This window comes from Qipengyuania sp. JC766, assembly GCF_040717445.1.
Classification (GTDB): Bacteria; Pseudomonadota; Alphaproteobacteria; order Sphingomonadales; family Sphingomonadaceae; genus JC766.
The window spans coordinates 1320445-1338159 of the sequence record NZ_JBFEFL010000001.1 but is presented as its reverse complement, the minus strand read 5'-3'; the positions used below and the strand labels follow the sequence as shown (position 1 = coordinate 1338159).

Sequence of the window (17715 nt, the reverse complement as noted above, 5' to 3'; positions counted from 1 at the left end):
GCCATGTCAGACACACAGACGATTCACGCGCGTTTCGCGGCCAAGATCGATGCCGTTCTCGATGCCCTCGAAGCCGAGGGCGCCCTGCCGCCCGACGCATCGCGTTCGGGCGTGACGGTCGAGCCGCCACGCGAGGCATCGCATGGCGATCTCGCGACCAACGCCGCGATGGTCCTGGCGAAGCAAGCCCGGACCAATCCGCGCGCACTGGCCGAAAAGGTCGTCGAGCATCTCTCGCGCGACGTCGATATCGCAGGCGCGGAAATCGCCGGTCCCGGCTTCATCAACCTGCGGCTCGTGGACGACGCCTGGCGGGCGGAACTCGCGACCATCGCGTCCCTTGGCGAGACGTACGGCCGTTCCGCCATGGGCGGCGGGACGCGCGTCAATGTCGAGTACGTGTCGGCCAACCCGACTGGCCCGATGCACATGGGCCATTGCCGCGGTGCGGTCGTCGGCGATGCGCTGTCGAGCCTGCTGGAGTTCGCCGGGCACGAGGTGATCCGCGAATATTACGTCAACGACGCGGGCGGCCAGGTCGACGTGCTCGCCCGCTCGACCCATCTGCGGTATCGTGAGGCGCTGGGCGAGGATATCGGCGCCATTCCCGAAGGACTTTATCCCGGCGAATACCTGAAACCCGTGGGCGAGGCCGCGGCGTCGGAATTCGGCGACCGGTTCAGGGACGCGGACGAGAGCGAGTGGCTGGAGATATTCCGGGCGTTCGCGGTCGAACGCATGATGGATCTGATCCGGGACGATCTCGCGCTGCTGGGCATCTCGCACGATGTCTTCGCATCCGAAGCGGCACTCCAAACGGCGGGGAAGCCGGAAAAGGCGGAGCAATGGCTGCGCGCCCACGACCTCGTTTATGACGGGATGCTGGAGGCGCCGAAGGGCAAGACCCCGGAGGACTGGGAGCCGGTCGAACTGCCGCTGTTCCGGTCTACGAAGTTCGGGGACGACCAGGATCGCCCGATAAAAAAGTCCGACGGCAAGTGGACCTATTTCGGTGCGGACCTCGCCTATCATTTCCAGAAGGCGGAAGAGGCGGATGCGCTGATCGACATCTGGGGTGCCGACCATGCCGGGACGGTCAAGCGCATCCGCGCCGCCGTCTCCGCGCTGACGAGCGGGGCGGGGCGGGACATTCCGTTCGACGTGAAACTGGTCCAGATGGTGCAGCTCCTTCGCGATGGCGAGCCGGTCAAGATGTCGAAGCGGTCCGGCAATTTCGTGACCATGGCCGAAGTGGTGGAGGAAGTGGGCAAGGACGTGGTCCGCTTCACGATGCTCACCCGCAAGCCCGAAGCGCAGATGGATTTCGACTTCGCCAAGGTGGTCGAGGCGTCGAAGGACAACCCCGTCTTCTACGTGCAATACGCGCACGCGCGCATCCGTTCGACCATGCGCAAGGCCGGCGCGGAAGCGATGGCGCCGTCGGGCGACCATCTCGACCGGCTCGGCAGGGACGAACTCGCGCTGGTTTCGCAGGCCGCGCAGTTCCCGCGCGTGGTGGAGTCCGCGGCCAGGGCCCGCGAACCGCATCGCATCGCGTTCTACCTCTACGATCTCGCGGCGGCCTTCCACGCCTACTGGCACCTGGGCAACGAGGACGAGCAAAAACGCGTCATCGTGGCACAGGACAAAGAGCTGACCGAAGCCAGACTTTTCCTGGCTGCGCAGATCGGGCAAGTAATCCGCAATGGTCTCGCCATACTCGGGGTCGAGGCCGTCGAGGAGATGTAGGGTGACAGGGGCAATGGACGAGCGCGACGATCGGGACGAGGAATACCTCACGTCCTACGAAACGCTTCGGGACGGGGACGACGCGAACGGCGATGCCGACGGCGAGACCGAACTCGAATTCGACACCGAAGACGAAAGCCTCCCCTGGCTCGAATCCTCCGAATATGACGAGGAAAGCGGTCCGGACACGGCGCGCGTCATCGCCTTCGTCCTGATCGGCCTCATCGCGCTGGCCGCGATCCTGGGCGCCGTCTGGTGGCTGTCCAACCGCGGACCCGATCCTGACCTGGTGGCCGACGGCAGCACGATCGAGGCGCCCGAGGGTCCGGTGAAGTCGCGTCCCGAGGATGCGGGCGGCAAGGAATTCGAAGGCAGCGGACAGGTCGCTCCGGGCGTCGGCGAAGGCAAGACGACCGAAGGCCGGCTGGCCGAAGGCAATTCCGCGCGTCCCTCCATCGATGCCGAAGGGAGCCAGCGGCCCGAAGCCGCCGAGGGCGAGGCATCCGGTTCGGGCGGCATCGGCGTGCAGCTGGGCGCCTATTCCCGGCGGGAACGAGCGGTGGAGGCGTGGGAAGCCCTCGTCCGGCGATCCGACACGTTGAGCGGCAGGCGCTATCGCGTCGAGGAAGCGACGGTCGACGGTGCTACCGTGTTCCGGTTGCAGGCGGTCGCGGGCGACAATTCGGATGCGAACCGCCTGTGTACGGCGCTGAAGTCCGAAGGGATCGAATGCCAGGTGAAGGGCTGACGCGCGCGATTGTCCACATGGGCGATCGCAGGTGACTTGCCTGACCATCGCCCTGCTGCGATTTTCGGTTCCATGACACCCGCCATATTCGGCATTCTCGGACCGGAACTGTCCGACGACGAGCGCGCCTTCTTCCGCGATGCGGATCCCGCAGGCTATATCCTGTTCGCGCGCAATTGCCAGGGCAGCGAGCAGCTGCGCCGCCTGACCGACGATCTGCGCGCGATCCATGGCCGGGACAGGACCTTCATTTCCATCGACCAGGAAGGCGGGCGGGTCGTCCGGATGAAGCCGCCCGAATGGGATCGTTACCCCGCGGGCGAGGCCTTTGCCCGCCTGTACCAGCTGGCACCTATCAGCGCGATCGAGGCAGCGCGGGTGAATGCCCGCGCGATGGGCCTGGAACTGGCGGCGCACGGCATCACGGTCGATTTCCACGCGCCGCTGGACGTGCGCCGCCCGGAAACCGACGACGTCATCGGCGACCGGTCGCTGGGAGACGATCCGGTGCAGGTCGCCGCGCTGGGACGCGCGGTTCTGGACGGGATGGCCGGCGCCGGCGTCGTGGGTTGCCTCAAGCACATGCCGGGCCATGGCCGCGCGACCGCGGATAGCCACAAGGAAATGCCGGTGGTCGATGCGTCGGACGAGGAACTCGAGACCGACATCGCCCCGTTCCGTGCCCTTTCCGACGCGCCGATAGGAATGAGCGCCCACATCCGCTTCACTGCGTGGGACGCCGAAAACCCCGCCACCCAGTCGCCCTGGATCATCGAGGAGATCATCCGCAAGCGCATCGGTTTCGACGGTCTGCTGCTGACCGACGATATCGACATGCAGGCTCTCGAGGGGACGATTCCGGAACGGTCCGAGCGGGCACTGGCGGCCGGATGCGACATCGCGCTCAATTGCTGGGGCAAGATGGAGGACATGACCGGGATCGTCGAACGCAACCCGACCATGTCCGACGCCACGCGCCGTCGCTGGGACCGCGCCATGGAAGGCGCAGGCGCCGGCGATCCCGGCGGCGATCGGCAGGATTTGCTCGCGAAGCGCGACAGCCTGCTCGCGCTGGTGGAACGGGCCGCGTGACGCAGGACGGGCTCTTCTTCGCCGGTTCGACGGGCGGCGAGGACGACGCCTGGATCGAGCGGGACGAGGGCGCGCGCACGGACGCCAAGCTCTACCTCGAACTGGAAGGCTGGGCGGGGCCGCTCGACCTCCTCCTTGACCTCGCGCGGCGCCAGAAGGTCGATCTGCGCCAGATTTCCATCCTCGAACTGGTCGACCAGTACCTGGTCTATATCGAGGAGGCCGAAGCGCTGAAGCTGGAGCTGGCCGCGGACTACCTCGTGATGGCGGCCTGGCTCGCCTACCTGAAATCCGCATTGCTCCTTCCCCGCGAGGAGCAGGAGGATCCCAGTCCCGAGGAACTGGCGCTGCGGCTGCAACTGCGGCTGCAGAGGCTCGGTGCGATGCGGGAATCCGCGGCACGGCTGATGGCGCGGGACCGGATAGGGCGCGACGTGTTCCTGCGCGGAAGTCCCGAAGGGCTGCGGACCGACCGGACGACGAAGTGGACCTGCGACCTCTATGCGCTGATGCAGGGGTATGGCCAGGTCAAGGCGCGCACAGCGCCTGCCGTGCACCTTGTGCGCGAGCGGCCCGTGATGACGCTGGAAAGCGCGCTCGACCGGGTGTCCGCGATGCTCGGCGTGACGCTCGACTGGATCAGGCTCGAACAGTTCCTGCCGCCCCATGCGGAGCCGCGCTTGCGCAAGTCGGCCCTCGCATCGAGCTTCGTGGCCGCGCTGGAACTGGCGCGGCGGGGCCGGGCCGAAATCGCGCAGGACGAGACATTCGGCCCGATGCGCCTTCGACGGGTGACCGCATGAGCGAGGAACGAGACGACCTTGCGCGCGCGGTCGAAGCCACCCTGTTCGCATCCGAGGAGCCGCTGAGCGCGGACGTCATCGCCAGCCATCTGGGCGACAGCCCGGCATCGGCGATCCGCGCCATCCTGCAGGACCTCGTTTCGCATTATGAAGACCGCGGTATCCACCTGGTGGAGCGGGGCGGCAAATGGCATTTCCAGACCGCGCCCGATCTGGCCCACCTGCTGCGCCGGGAACGCGAACAGGTGCGCAGCCTCAGCCGCGCGGCGACGGAAGTGCTGGCGATCATCGCCTATCACGAGCCGGTAAGCCGCGCGGAGATCGAATCGATCCGCGGGGTGCAGACAGCGAAGGGTACGCTGGACGTGCTGATGGAAGCGGGCTGGGTCCGGATCGCCGGACGGCGCGAAGTGCCCGGCCGCCCCGTGATCTATGCCATCACGCCCGAGTTCCTGCAGCATTTCGGCCTCTCGAGTCGCAAGGATCTTCCTGGGATCGAGGAATTGCGGGCGACCGGGTTGCTGGACCCGGTGGACAATGCGTTCGACGCCATGATGGCCGCAGACAGCGATAGTGTCGGTACGGAAGCGGACAGCGAGGACTAGAATCGCAAAGGCGGGTGGCACTGGCCCGCGCAACACTCTATATCGGTCGCTTAACACGAGAATTGAGAGTTCCCCATGGGTGGTATCGGCGTCTGGCAAATCCTTATCGTGGCCCTTCTGGTCCTCGTCCTGTTCGGCGGGGGCAAGATCTCCGGCATGCTCGGCGATCTCGGCAAGGGCGTGAAAAGCTTCAAGAAGGGGCTCGCCGAAGACGACGAGCCGGATAGCCAGCCTGCTGCCCGGATCGAGGGTCCGTCCCATGCGGCCAAGCCCGCGGGCGAAACGGTGAACGAGACGAACCCCGCCGATCGTCAGTCCTGATCTTTTCGAAAAGGGGCTCTGACAGCCCATGTTCGACGTCGGCGCTACCGAGCTCCTGCTCATAATCGTGGTCGCGATTATCGTGATCGGACCCAAGGACATGCCCGGCGCGCTGCGCACGGCAGGCCGCTGGGTCGGCAAGATCCGCCGCACGTCCGCCCATTTCCGGGCCGGTTTCGACGCCATGGTGCGCGAGGCCGAGATGGAGGAAATGGAGCGCAAGTGGAAAGAGAAGAACGCCAAAATTATGGCCGAAACGCCGGAAGGCGAGATGGGCGCGCTTCCGACAGCCGAATCGCGCGCGGCGCCCAAGGCCGATAAGGCCGAGACGAGCCAGTCCGACGCGGACGACAATGCGGCCGATCAGCCGGCGCTCCCGCTCGACAAGCCCAAGGCGGATTGAGGGCAATGGCGCTGGGACTTCGCGATATCGACGAAACGCAGGCTCCGCTGCTCGATCACCTGGTGGAACTGCGCGGGCGGCTGGTCCGCTGCGTCATCGCGCTGATACTCGCCTTCGGCGTGTGCCTCTATTTCGCCAACGACATCTACGGTTTCCTCGTGCGACCGCTGCACGCAGCGTTTCCGCCGGGCGAGGGCAGGCTGATCTACACCAAGCTGTACGAGGCCTTCTTCGTCGAACTGAAGGTGGCCCTGTTCGCAGCGTTCTGCATCAGCTTCCCGATCATCGCCAACCAGCTTTGGGCATTCGTCGCGCCCGGCCTCTATGCCAGGGAGAAGAAGGCGTTCCTGCCCTTCCTCCTCGCGACCCCGATCCTGTTCACGGCCGGCGCGGCGCTGGCCTATTACGTGGTGATGCCGCTAGCCTTCGTCTGGTTCCTCGGCTTCCAGGGTGAAGCGGGCGGGGTGCAGATGGAAGCACTTCCCGCAGCTGGGGATTATCTCGACCTCGTCATGCAGTTCATCCTGGCATTCGGGATCAGCTTCCTGCTGCCGATCCTGTTGCTACTGCTGAACCGCGCAGGAATTGTGTCCCGTAAGCAATTGTCCGGGGCCCGCCGCTACGTGGTCGTCGGCGTGTTCGCCGCGGCGGCAATCCTGACCCCGCCCGATCCGGGATCCCAGCTATTGCTGGCCGTGCCGCTGCTGCTGCTCTTCGAAGGCTCGCTGCTCATCATGTTCTTCAGCGAGAAGCGTAAGGTCCGGGAAGAGGGCGAGGAACCTGCCGCCACCTAGCCAGGAAGTGATTCGCGAATTCGCATGTCGGAGCGCTCGCGTTCGCGGCGTTGGCGATCATCCTCTACCTCGCGTTCTTTCGGATCGAAGGTCGGCTCATCGCACTCAGGAGTATGCGCCCCCTTCAGAGAAGCTCGAACCGAGCTTGGCCTGGAGGAGACGAGGCGCGATCTTTGCAATCGCCACATCTGTACCGCGCCGGAACAGGCGCAAAAAAAACGGGGCCAGAAGGCCCCGCTTTCTCTATCAATTTGCTCGCAGCTTACGGGCTGGCGGGCGCATCGTCATCTTCGTTGTCGGCAGCGATGATGATGCCGGCGATCACCGCCGCAGCAGCAACGAGGCCGATGATGATGCCGGAACCGCCACCGAGCTCGCTTTCGTCGGAAACCGGAGCGGAGGCACGATCGGCCTGGACGCTCTGGGCAACGACCGGAGTCGCGGCGAGCGACACGGCAGCCGTAGCGGCGAGAACAGAAGTAACTTTCATTTATCGGTCTCCTTGGAGATCGTAGTTCAACTCAAATTCCCCCTAGGGGGGCACGAAACTCTTTGCAACCACCAACGTACAAAGTGCTGAAGAACGTCATCGCTTTGCGCGTCTACGCTTTCACGACCGTCTTTTCAAAGATGGCGCTACGGGTCAAGCGTTTCAAATCCGTGAATGTTCCCAAGGAAAATCATCGGCAAAAGGCGTGGCACAAAAGCCACGTTCAGCGGCCCGTCTGGCCGTTTTCCGCGCGGAAAACGCGGATGCCGGCAACCCAGGTCTGCAGGACGCGGGTGTCCCGAAGCTCCGAGACGCCTGCAAGCATCGGATCTCGGTCGACGATGATGAAGTCGGCCCACTCACCCGGCAACAGGCGCCCGAAGCGCCCTTCCGCGAATCCGGCATAGGCGCCGTTGGAGGTAAAGGCCGCCAGGGCGGTCGAGCGGGCGACACGTTCGTCCGGGTACCATCCGCCGAAGGGCTGGCCATTGCTGTCGGTCCGGGAAATGGCGGCAGCAAAACCCGCGAAGGGATCGGCCGATTCGACAGGCGCGTCCGATCCGAAGGCGAGCCTGGTCCCCGCATCGCGGATCGACTGCCAGGCATAGGCGCCTTCGAGACGCGGCGGATCGAGCCGTGCTTCCGCCATTTCGCGGTCGGAGGTCTGATGCACCGGCTGCATCGAGGCGATGATCCCATGCTCCCCGAATCGCCGAATGTCCGCGACATCGACGATCTGCGCATGTTCGATGCGCCAGCGCCTGTCCCCTTCGTAGGTGGGTGCCATTTCCTCGATCGCGGTCAGGACCTCCGCATTGGCGGCATCGCCGATAGCGTGGATGGCGAGCTGGAAATTGTCGAAGGCCGCGCGGCTCATGAGGTTCCGCAGATCCGTCGGGGTTTCCAGCGGAAGGCCGCGATTTCCGGGATCGTCCGCGTAGGGCTGCTTGAGCCATGCTCCGCGCGACCCCAGCGCGCCGTCGAGATAGAGCTTCACTCCGTTAAGACGCAGGCGGTCCCCATAGAGCCACTGCGAAGGGCCGGGACCCCCGATCAGGGCCATGTTGTCGGTCCCGGCGGCGTAGGACATGATCCGCATCCGCAGCCAGCCGGCATCGCCCGCCCTGCGGAAGCTCTGCCAGTCCTCGATCGTCGATCCCATGTCCGCGACTGCGGTCACGCCCTGCGCCAGCAGGATTTCCTGCGCCCGTGCGAGCGCCACGTCGCGATCCGAGGCGAGGGGGGCGGGGACGTATTCCTGCACCAGCGCGGCTGCGGCATCCACGAAGATGCCCGACGGCGCGCGCGTGCCGGGCAGTGTCTCTATCCGTCCGCCGGAGGGCGACTGCGTTTCCGCCGTGATCCCGGCGCGGCGCATCGCCTCCGTGTTCGCCCAGCTGGCGTGGCCGTCCACGCGCTCGAGATAGACCGGTCTGTCGGCGACTGCCGCGTCCAGTTCCTCCGCCGTCGGGAAACGTCCCAGACCCCACCGTTCCTGGTTCCAGCCACGGCCGATGATCCATGCCCGGTCCGGATATTGCGCGGCGTAGGCGGCGATCGCCTGCTGCGCTTCGGCAAGCGAATTGGTCTGGGACAGGTCGAGCGTCAGCGCCCCGAGGCCGATCCCCATTACATGGACATGGCTGTCGATCATGCCCGGAAGGAGCGTGCGGCCCTTGCCGTCGATGACGACTTCCGCGTCCTTTGGTACGTCGCGCGTGCTGGCGATCGTTTCCCTCACGCGGCCGTCACCGTCGATCAGCAGGGCTACGAAGCGTTGCACTTCGCCGTCCTCGTCGATCGTGATGCCCTGAATGTTGCGCACGAGCGTGTCGGCGAGCGCCGGAACGGACAGGGCGGTGGCCGCAACCGCGGAAAGGATGGCCAGTGTGCGTTTCATTGCGTCTGCCTCGAAGAAGGGAAATACCGGTCGGTATGGTCGGCTGACATTCTTATGGTGCCGGACCGGCGCACACAACTCCGGCTTTTCAATCGGTTTGCCGGACCCCGACGCTATCCCTTTTCGGACCGCTTCGGATGCGCGCGCCTTGCGGGCCTTGCACTGAGACATAATTCGCTTACGCGCGTCGCATGACAGACAATCCGCTGGAACAGCTCACTCTCGATCACGTGCGCGCGGCTGCCGATCGCATTGCGGGGGCAGTGCAGAAGACGCCGACCATGCTCAGCCGCACGCTGAGCGAGATTGCCGGCGCGGAAATCTGGCTCAAGTTCGAGAACCTGCAGTTCACTGCCGCCTACAAGGAGCGGGGCGCTCTCAACGCGCTGCTGCAGATGTCGGAAGAGAAGCGCGCTCGCGGCGTTATCGCGGCATCGGCGGGCAACCATTCGCAAGGGCTCAGCTATCACGGCACGCGGCTGGGTGTTCCGGTCACGATCGTGATGCCCCGAACGACCCCGGTCGTGAAGGTGATGCAGACCGAAAGCGTGGGCGGCAAGGTCGTGCTGGAGGGGGAAACCTTCGACGAGGCCTACGCCCATGCCTGCAAGCTGGAAAAGGAGCGCGGCCTCACCTTCGTCCATCCCTTCGACGATCCCGACGTTGCGGCCGGCGCCGGCACGGTCGCGCTCGAAATGCTCGAGGAGGCGCCCGGGATCGATTGCTTCGTGACCCCGATCGGCGGGGGCGGGCTCATCTCGGGCATGTCGACCGTGGCGCGCGCCTTGCGCCCGGAGATGGACGTGATCGGCGTGGAGGCGGAGCTGTTTCCGTCCATGAAATCGCGCATCGAAGGCACGAACCTGCCCTGCGGCGGGGATACGCTGGCCGAAGGCATCGCGGTCAAGGAGCCGGGCAAGTTCACCTCCGCCATCATCAGGGAGCGCGTGGACGACATCCTGCTGGTGGGCGAGGATGCGCTGGAAAAGGCGGTTTCCCTGCTGCTCCAGATCGAGAAGACCGTGGTCGAGGGGGCAGGAGCCGCGGGCCTTGCGGCCGTGCTCGCCAATCCGGAACGCTTCGCGGGCAAGACTATCGGGCTCGTGCTGTGCGGCGGCAATATCGATACCCGCCTGCTGGCGAACGTCCTGTTGCGCGACCTTGCCCGGTCGGGCCGACTGGCGCGGCTCCGCATCAAGCTGAAGGACCAGCCCGGCGCGCTGTACCGCGTGATGAAGGAATTCGAGGCGCATTCGGTCAACATCATCGAGATCTACCACCAGCGCATCTTCACCACGCTCCCGGCCAAGGGGCTGATCACCGACATCGAATGCGAGGCGCGCGACCGCCAGCAGCTGGACGCGCTGGTCGCGGCGCTGCGCAATGCAGGCTATTCGGTGAGCACGGTGGAACTCGCCTGACGGACGGGCGGACGCTTCAGCTGTGCAAAGTAACCATCTGAAAGCAAAGCCTATGGTTAAGGGGCTTTAACCGGCCGCCTCGCGAAGGCATAGTGCGACGCAATTCGTTTCGTATGCGAGTCTTGCCCGCAAGAGAGGACCAGCCAAACCCCGTGTCGGCCCCAGTTCGTTTCCCGCGCTTTTTCGTCACCACGCCCTCGCCGTGCCCGTATCTTCCGGGCCGGACGGAGCGAAAGGTGTTCACCGAGCTCAAGGGGCCGGACGCGGAGCAACTGAACGAGGCGCTGGGGCGGATCGGCTTCCGGCGGAGCCAGACAGTCGCCTACCGGCCCAGCTGCGCCGGATGCCATGCCTGCGTTTCGGTCCGCGTGGTCGCGGACGAATTCAGCCCCAGTAAATCGCAGCGGCGCTCCTTGCGCGCCAATTCCGATCTCGTCGCGACGGAATGCCGCCCCTGGGCTACGGAGGAACAGTTCGACCTGCTGTGCAGGTACCTGTCCGCCCGCCACCCGGAAGGCGGCATGAGCACCATGGACGAAATGGATTATGCGGATATGGTGGAACACACGCCTGTATCCAGCTATGTGATTGAATACAGGGAGCCTGCCGATGGGTTGCAGCAGGGCCGCCTCGTGGGCGCCTGCCTGACCGATAGACAGGTTGACGGGTTGTCGATGATCTACAGCTTCTTCGACCCGGATCATGAGAGTAGGTCGGGTCTTGGTAACTATATCATCTTGGATCACATCCGGCGGGCGGCCGCCGATGGTCTGCCCTACGTCTATCTCGGCTACTGGGTCGAAGGCTCCGACCGGATGCAGTACAAGGTCAAGTTCCGCCCGATGGAGCGGCTTTCCCGCAGCGGATGGGAGCGGGTGTCCGACGAGGAACACCGGCGGCTGCTTCGTGGATCGGCCGACGGGACCCGCTCGAAAGTCGTCGCAGGCGATCCCGCGTCCTTCCGCAAATAGGCGCCTTGCGCGCACCTGCCTGACCGGTGCAGCGCTGGCGATGGCGCTGGTCCACCAGCCTGCATGGGCACAGGACCAGTCGCCGCCGCCCAGCCTCGAAGACCTCATCCCCGATTCGGCGGTCGAGAACCCCGAGGCCTGGGCCGAGGAAACCGAGGTACCCGACGAGTTCGAGGCGATCGAGCCGCTGGAACCGGTTGACGGCCAGGCGGAGCTGGACGCGATCGAAGCGACCGCTCCTCTCGCGGACCTTCCGGAACTGACGGTCGACTGGCCGGACGATCTGGACATTCCCGAGCTGCAACCGCTCGATCCGGACCCCGACATCCAGTTCGCCGAGAACGACTTGCCGGTCGAGATCGAACCGGAGATCGGCGATGTCGAGCAGGTGGACGAGCAGATTGCCGTCGCCTTCCCGACCGATACGGCGCTCTTCCCGAACCGCGACGAGTTCCTGGAAGATTACATTTCCCTCTCGACCGTCGAGGAACTGGGCGACAGCGACAGTCTCGCCCTGCTGGCCGCGCGCGCGCGCGCGGACGAGGAATTGCTGCGCGAACTGCTGCGCGTGTACGGGTACTACGACGGCACGGTCCGCCGCATCGTGGGCGGCATCGCGCCGGGCGAGGGCGAGGCGGATCCCGATGCGGGCGTGCGGTTCGATATCCTGCCGGGCGAACGCTACAGCTACGGAACGATCGACCTTGGCCGGCTCGCCACGGCGCCCGACGCCGATTTCCTGCGTTCCGTCTTCGAGATTGAATCGGGCGACTTCCTCAACAGCTACGAGATCGTCGAGGAACAGGCCGACCTCGACCTCGCGCTGGGCGAGACGGGTTACGCATTCGCGGAGATCACCGCGCCCGAACTGCTGATCGACCATGCCGACCTGACCGGCGACCTGACGATGCTGGTCGATCCGAAGGGCAAGTACGTCTTCGGCGGCGTCACCAGCCGGAACGAGGACTTCCTGTCTGGAAGCCACCTTGCTTCCATTGCCCGCTTCGAGCCGGGCGAAACCTACCAGCGCAGCCTGCAGCTTGACCTACGCCGGGCGATCACGGCCACTGGCCTCGTATCGTCCGTGGTCATCACGCCGCGCGAAGTGACCCCGCCGCAGAACGGGGAGCCCGGCGTCGTCGAGATGGACGTGGAGCTGACCGAAGCGCCGCTGCGCACGCTGGCCTTTGCGCTGGGCTACGGCAGCGAGGAAGGCATCCGCATCCAGGGAAGCTGGGAGCATCGCAACCTCTTCCCGCCCGAAGGTGCACTGCGCGTCCGCGGCATCCTCGGGACCAAGGAACAGCTGGCGGGCGTCACGTTCCGGAAGAACAATTTCGGCGGGCGCGACCGTGTCCTGACGTTGGACGCCTTTGCCAGCACGCTGGACAGCAACGCTTTCGATGCGAGTACGGCGGGCGTCACCGCGCAGTACGAGAAAACCTCCACGCTCCTGTTCCAGAAGCCCCTGAGCTGGAGCCTCGGCATCCAGGGTATCGCTACGCGCGAAAGCCCGCCTGCCGTGGCCGGTGTCGAGCCGCCGCGCGAAACCTATTTCATCGCCGCGCTGCCGGCGAGCGCCCTCATCGATGCGAGCGACAACCTGCTCGACCCGACCGAGGGCTTCCGGCTGGGCGGGCGCGTTTCGCCCGAACTGTCGATCAACAACGGCGAACAGAGCTTCTACGTAAAGACGCAGATCGACGCGAGCTACTACCAGTCCGTCAGCGACGGCGTGATTGCGGCGGGCCGGGTCCGCTTCGGCACCATTCCGGGCACCGATCTGGAAAACATCGCCCCGTCGCGGCGCTTCTATGCCGGCGGTGGCGGATCGGTGCGCGGTTACGGGTTCCAGCGGATCGGCCCGGTCGACACGCTGGGCGAGCCGAGCGGGGGCCGGTCGGTCGTGGAAGTCGCGGCGGAAGCGCGCATCCGCACCGGGTTCCTGGACGGCGCGGTTTCGGTCGTGCCCTTCGTCGATGCCGGATCGGTCAGCGACGCGATCTTCCCGGATCTCGAGACAGTCCGCATCGGGGCCGGGGTGGGCGTGCGTTACGCAACCGGCTTCGGGCCACTGCGCCTCGATGTCGGCGTCCCGCTCAATCCGGGACCGGATGACGCGCCTGTCGGTGTTTACGTCTCGCTGGGGCAGGCTTTCTGATGGCGGACACGACAATCGACACCGCGGGCGAGAATTCGAACGAGCCGATGGACACGGTAGCGGAAGATACCGCGCCCGCTTCCGCGCGCCGCAAGCGGCCTTTGCCGGTCCGGGCGCTGCGCTGGCTGGTTTTCCTGCTCCTGGGCCTCGTCGCCATCGTGGCGATTGCCCTGGTGGTGCTGAATTCCCCGATCGGGAAGCGTTTCATCGCGGACGAGATTGCCAAGGTCGCGCCCGCCTCCGGCCTGCGTGTGGAAATCGGCCGGATCGAAGGCAGCATCTACGGCCAGGCCGAACTCTACGACGTGATCCTGTCCGATCCGGAGGGACGGTTCCTGACCATTCCGCGCGCGGAACTCGACTGGCGCCCGCTCAGCTGGCTGACCAGCGGTCTGGACGTGCGCAAGCTGGTCGCCTATGACGGCGTTCTGTCGCGCACGCCCCAGCTCCTTCCGGGCGATCCCGACGCGCCGATCCTGCCGGACTTCGACATTCGCGTGGACCGGTTCGAACTCGACAATTTCACGATTGCCGCAGGCGTCATCGATGACGAAGCGCACCGCGCCGACCTGATCGCAAAGGCCGACATTCGCGACGGCCGGGCGATGCTCCAGAGCAGCGGCGAATTCGGCCAGAGCGACCGGTACGTGTTCGACTTCGAATCCGTGCCCGACGATGACACGTTCGACCTCGCGCTCGATTATTTCGCACCGGCCGACGGCGTGCTGACGGGCCTTGCGGGGCTCGACGACGATTATCGCGCCACGATCCGCGGCGATGGCAGCTGGTCGGCCTGGAACGGGTATTTCCTGGCCCGTCGCGGCGAGGAGCGGCTCGCGGCCGGTCGCCTGACCCACCGCGAAGGTCTCTACCGCATTTCGGGGCAGGTCGCCCCGGACGATTTCGTCGAAGGTCTGGCGGCGGACGCGCTGGGAGAACAGGTTTCCATCGGCGCGGTCGGAACGCTGGAGGACAGCATTCTCGATGGCGGCTTGGCCATCGGCACCGATGCCCTGCGCGCAGTGGGCTCGGGCGTTCTCGATCTTGCAGACAACAGCGCCGACAATTTCACGATCGATGCGCAATTGCTCGATGCAGGCCTGCTCGGGCCGGATCTGCGCCTGGAAGGCGCGCGCGCCGAAGCCGTCATCGACGGCAGCTTCCGCGACCTCTCCGTCGCCCACACGCTGGAACTCGATCGCTTCGTAGCGGGAGAGATCGTGACCACCGACGTGGTGCAGAGCGGCACGGTCACGTATGACGGTGCGCGCTGGACCCTGCCGCTGGATGCGAGCGTAGGCCGCATCGATACCGGCAATGCCTATGCCGATCCGCGGCTGGTCAACGGCACGGCGACCGGCACCATCGTCTATACCGGGCAGGAAGTCCTGTCCGACGACCTGCGTATCCGGTTCCCCGATGCGTCCGCACAGCTCGCACTGCGCGGCGACATCGCCGCGGGGGCCTACGCGATAGCCGGCCCGATCAACCTGCAGGGTTTCGACCTGCAGAATGTCGGCGTGGTGAACGGTAATGCGAAGATCCGTTTCCGCATCGGGACGAACGTGCCTTGGTCGCTGCGCGCGAATTTCGCCGCGCGCGTGCCGCGCGTCACCAACGCGACGCTCGCCAATGTCGCCGGACCGGATATCCGCACCAGTGGTGCGCTGTCGCTCGGCGGGGCGGAACCGATCGTCTTCGATAATGTCCGGGTCAATGCGGCGAAGCTGCAGCTTGCCCTGAACGGCCGGATCGTCGGCAGCCGGACCACGATTGCCGGGCGCGGCCGCCATACCGAATACGGTCCCTTTACGGTCGAAGCCGCTCTGGCGGACGACGGTCCGCGCGCCGTGCTGGTCCTGGCCAATCCCTATCCGGCCGCGGACCTGCGGGATGTGCGCGTCGCCATCGCGCCGAGCCGCGAAGGCTTCCTGATCGAGACCGAGGGGCAATCGCTCCTCGGCGCGTTCGACGGCAACCTGGAACTGGTCGCACCCGAAAACGGACCGACGCGCATTGCGATCGAGCGCTTCAATGTCTGGCGCACGACCATCATGGGCGACCTCGTCCTTGGCGACAGCGGCGTCGATGGCGGCCTCGCCCTGCGGGGCGGCGGGCTCAACGGGTCCGTCGGACTGGCGACACGCGACGGCGGGCAGGGCTTCGTGGTCGACCTCACCGCCAGCAACGCGACCTTCCCCGGCGCGACGCCGATCCGGATCGGTAGCGCCGATATCGACGCGCGCGGCTTCTTCCGCGGCGAAACGAGCACGATCAACGGGACCGCACGCGCCAGCGGTTTCGAATACGGCAATTTCTCGATCGCGCAGATGAGCGCGCGAGCGGAAGTGACCGACGGGCGGGGCAATTTTGACGCCAATCTCGCCGGCCGACAGGGCAGCCGGTACGCGCTCCAGCTGCAGGGCCAGTTCGCGCCCGAACGCATCGCACTGGTCGCGCGCGGCAGCTATGCCGGGCGCGATATCTCCATGCCGCGCCGGGCCGTCCTGACGCCGGTCGAAGGCGGCTATGCGCTGGCGCCCACGCAAATCAATTTCGCGGGCGGGGCGATCGTTGCGTCCGGCACCTTCGGCGATGCGACCGATCTCGAACTCGGCATTTCGCGCATGCCGCTGTCGCTGGCGGACCTCGCCGTGCCGGACCTCGGCCTCGGCGGCACTGTGTCCGGTATCGTGGATTACCAGTCGAGCGGCAACGGACCGCCCACGGGCTCCGCGCGGGTCAAGGTCAATCGCTTGTCCCGTTCCGGCCTCGTGCTGACTTCGCAGCCGATCGACGTAGCGCTGGTCGGGAACCTCACGGCAAGCAGGTTGGATATGCGCGCGGTCATCAGCGAGAACGGCCAGCGGCGCGGGCGGCTCCAGGGCCGCATCACGGGGCTTCCGGCGGCAGGCGATCTGCCCACGCGACTGCAGCAGGGCGACCTGTTCGCGCAGCTGCGGTATGGCGGAAATGCCAGCGCGCTGTGGCGGCTTGCAGCGATCGAAGCCTTCGACGTGACGGGCCCCGTGTCCATCGCGGCGGATGTCACCGGCACGCTCAACAATCCGAGGATCAACGGATCGGTCTCGAGCGACAGCCTCAGGCTGCAGAGCGGCCTGTCCGGCACGGACATCACAGATGGCACGCTGCGGGGCCGGTTCTCCGGCGCGCGGCTCAGCATCACGCGCTTCTCCGGGGCGACCAGCAATGGCGGCCGCGTGACCGGCAGCGGGACCGTGGACCTGTCCAATCTGGGCTCGCGCGGGCCGTCACTCGATATCAAGATCGCGGCGCGCAACGCGCGGCTGCTGAACGCGGCCGGTCTGGATGCGACCGTAACCGGACCCCTGCGGGTCGTGTCGAACGGGGTCGGCGGGACGCTGGCGGGCCGCCTTACCGTGGACCGCGCGAGCTGGAAGCTCGGCGTTGCGGCCGAAGCTGCCGAACTGCCGCAGATCAAGACGACGGAGATCAACACCCCGGCCAATTATCGCGGCGGAGCGGCGGCCAGTGCGCCATGGCGCTACCTGATCGACGCATACGCGCCGAGCCGGATCGACGTGGACGGGATGGGCCTCGACAGCGAATGGTCGGCCACGGTGCGCGTGCGCGGCACTACTGACGAGATGCGCCTTGGCGGCCAGGCCGAGGTCGTGCGCGGGGACTATACCTTCGCCGGCACGCGGTTCGAACTGACCCGGGGCGTCATCCGGTTCGACGAAAGCGGCCCGATCGATCCGCGACTCGACATCCTGGCGGAGACGGAGAAGGACGGGACGCAGTTCAGTGTCGATATCGGCGGAACCGCGCAGCAGCCCGAAATCGCGTTCAATTCGGTCCCGAGCTACCCGCAGGAAGAGATTCTCGCACGCCTTCTGTTCGGTGGGTCGATCACCAATTTGTCCGCCACCGACGCCCTGCAACTGGGCGCGGCCGTCGCCAGCCTGCAGGGCGGGGGCGGCATGGACCCGATCAACCAGCTGCGCACGGCGGTCGGGCTCGACCGGCTCCGCATCGTCAGCGCGGATCCGGTGATCGGGCGGGGCACCAGCATCGCGCTCGGCAAGAATATCGGGCGGCGCTTCTACGTGGAGATCATTACGGACGGTCGCGGATACAGCGCGACCGAGGCGGAGTTCCGCGTGACGAGCTGGCTGTCGCTGCTCGCTTCGGTGTCTTCTATCGGGCGCGAGAGCATCGTCGGCGAATACCGCCGGGACTACTGACGGACGAACGACGGGCGACCGTTCCTGA

General features: G+C 66.1%; 14 protein-coding genes. 12 read left to right on the top strand and 2 right to left on the bottom strand.

Annotation, left to right across the window (positions count from 1 at the left end):
- The first annotated feature begins 3 nt into the window (after positions 1-3).
- The 8 genes from argS to tatC all read left to right on the top strand — a co-directional run bounded on the left by argS (position 4) and on the right by tatC (position 6515).
- Complete coding sequence (gene argS / locus AB1K63_RS06675) at positions 4-1749, top strand: arginine--tRNA ligase (protein WP_366959207.1); 1746 nt, start codon at positions 4-6, stop codon at positions 1747-1749.
- A gap of 1 nt (position 1750) precedes the next feature.
- Positions 1751-2497, top strand: a complete 747-nt coding sequence (locus tag AB1K63_RS06670; protein ID WP_366959206.1) for an SPOR domain-containing protein — start codon at positions 1751-1753, stop codon at positions 2495-2497.
- 72 nt (positions 2498-2569) lie between these two features.
- A complete protein-coding gene (nagZ, locus tag AB1K63_RS06665; RefSeq protein WP_366959205.1) occupies positions 2570-3589 on the top strand; it encodes a beta-N-acetylhexosaminidase in 1020 nt (339 codons plus the stop codon).
- A 53-nt stretch (positions 3590-3642) separates the two neighbouring features.
- Complete coding sequence (locus tag AB1K63_RS06660) at positions 3643-4392, top strand: ScpA family protein (RefSeq protein ID WP_366960658.1); 750 nt, start codon at positions 3643-3645, stop codon at positions 4390-4392.
- Entirely contained in the window at positions 4389-4997 is a 609-nt protein-coding gene (scpB, locus tag AB1K63_RS06655) for an SMC-Scp complex subunit ScpB (RefSeq protein WP_366959203.1), read from the top strand. The genes AB1K63_RS06660 and scpB overlap by 4 nt, the downstream gene beginning before the upstream one ends.
- Positions 4998-5072: 75 nt before the next feature.
- Entirely contained in the window at positions 5073-5318 is a 246-nt protein-coding gene (locus AB1K63_RS06650; RefSeq protein WP_366959201.1) for a twin-arginine translocase TatA/TatE family subunit, read from the top strand.
- 28 nt (positions 5319-5346) lie between these two features.
- Entirely contained in the window at positions 5347-5721 is a 375-nt protein-coding gene (gene tatB / locus AB1K63_RS06645; RefSeq protein WP_366959200.1) for a Sec-independent protein translocase protein TatB, read from the top strand.
- Between the two features lie 5 nt (positions 5722-5726).
- The gene (gene tatC / locus AB1K63_RS06640; RefSeq protein ID WP_366959199.1) at positions 5727-6515 is read left to right on the top strand and encodes a twin-arginine translocase subunit TatC; all 789 of its coding nucleotides are present in this window, start codon (positions 5727-5729) and stop codon (positions 6513-6515) included.
- A 262-nt stretch (positions 6516-6777) separates the two neighbouring features.
- Here the strand turns inward: tatC and AB1K63_RS06635 are convergent, their stop codons facing one another.
- A complete protein-coding gene (locus AB1K63_RS06635; RefSeq protein ID WP_366959198.1) occupies positions 6778-7005 on the bottom strand; it encodes a hypothetical protein in 228 nt (75 codons plus the stop codon).
- A 223-nt stretch (positions 7006-7228) separates the two neighbouring features.
- Positions 7229-8905, bottom strand: coding sequence for an amidohydrolase family protein (locus AB1K63_RS06630; RefSeq protein WP_366959197.1), 1677 nt, complete (start codon positions 8903-8905; stop codon positions 7229-7231).
- Positions 8906-9096: 191 nt separating this feature from the next.
- Between AB1K63_RS06630 and AB1K63_RS06625 the strand changes: the two genes are divergently transcribed.
- The 4 genes from AB1K63_RS06625 to AB1K63_RS06610 all read left to right on the top strand — a co-directional run bounded on the left by AB1K63_RS06625 (position 9097) and on the right by AB1K63_RS06610 (position 17687).
- A complete protein-coding gene (locus AB1K63_RS06625) occupies positions 9097-10326 on the top strand; it encodes a threonine ammonia-lyase (protein WP_366959196.1) in 1230 nt (409 codons plus the stop codon).
- A 152-nt stretch (positions 10327-10478) separates the two neighbouring features.
- The gene (locus AB1K63_RS06620) at positions 10479-11297 is read left to right on the top strand and encodes an arginyltransferase (protein WP_366959194.1); all 819 of its coding nucleotides are present in this window, start codon (positions 10479-10481) and stop codon (positions 11295-11297) included.
- Positions 11298-11337: 40 nt separating this feature from the next.
- On the top strand, positions 11338-13458 hold the full coding sequence (locus AB1K63_RS06615) for a BamA/TamA family outer membrane protein (RefSeq protein WP_366959193.1): 2121 nt from the start codon (positions 11338-11340) through the stop codon (positions 13456-13458).
- On the top strand, positions 13458-17687 hold the full coding sequence (locus tag AB1K63_RS06610; RefSeq protein ID WP_366959192.1) for a translocation/assembly module TamB domain-containing protein: 4230 nt from the start codon (positions 13458-13460) through the stop codon (positions 17685-17687). Before AB1K63_RS06615 ends, AB1K63_RS06610 begins: the two co-directional genes overlap by 1 nt.
- Positions 17688-17715: the final 28 nt, after the last annotated feature.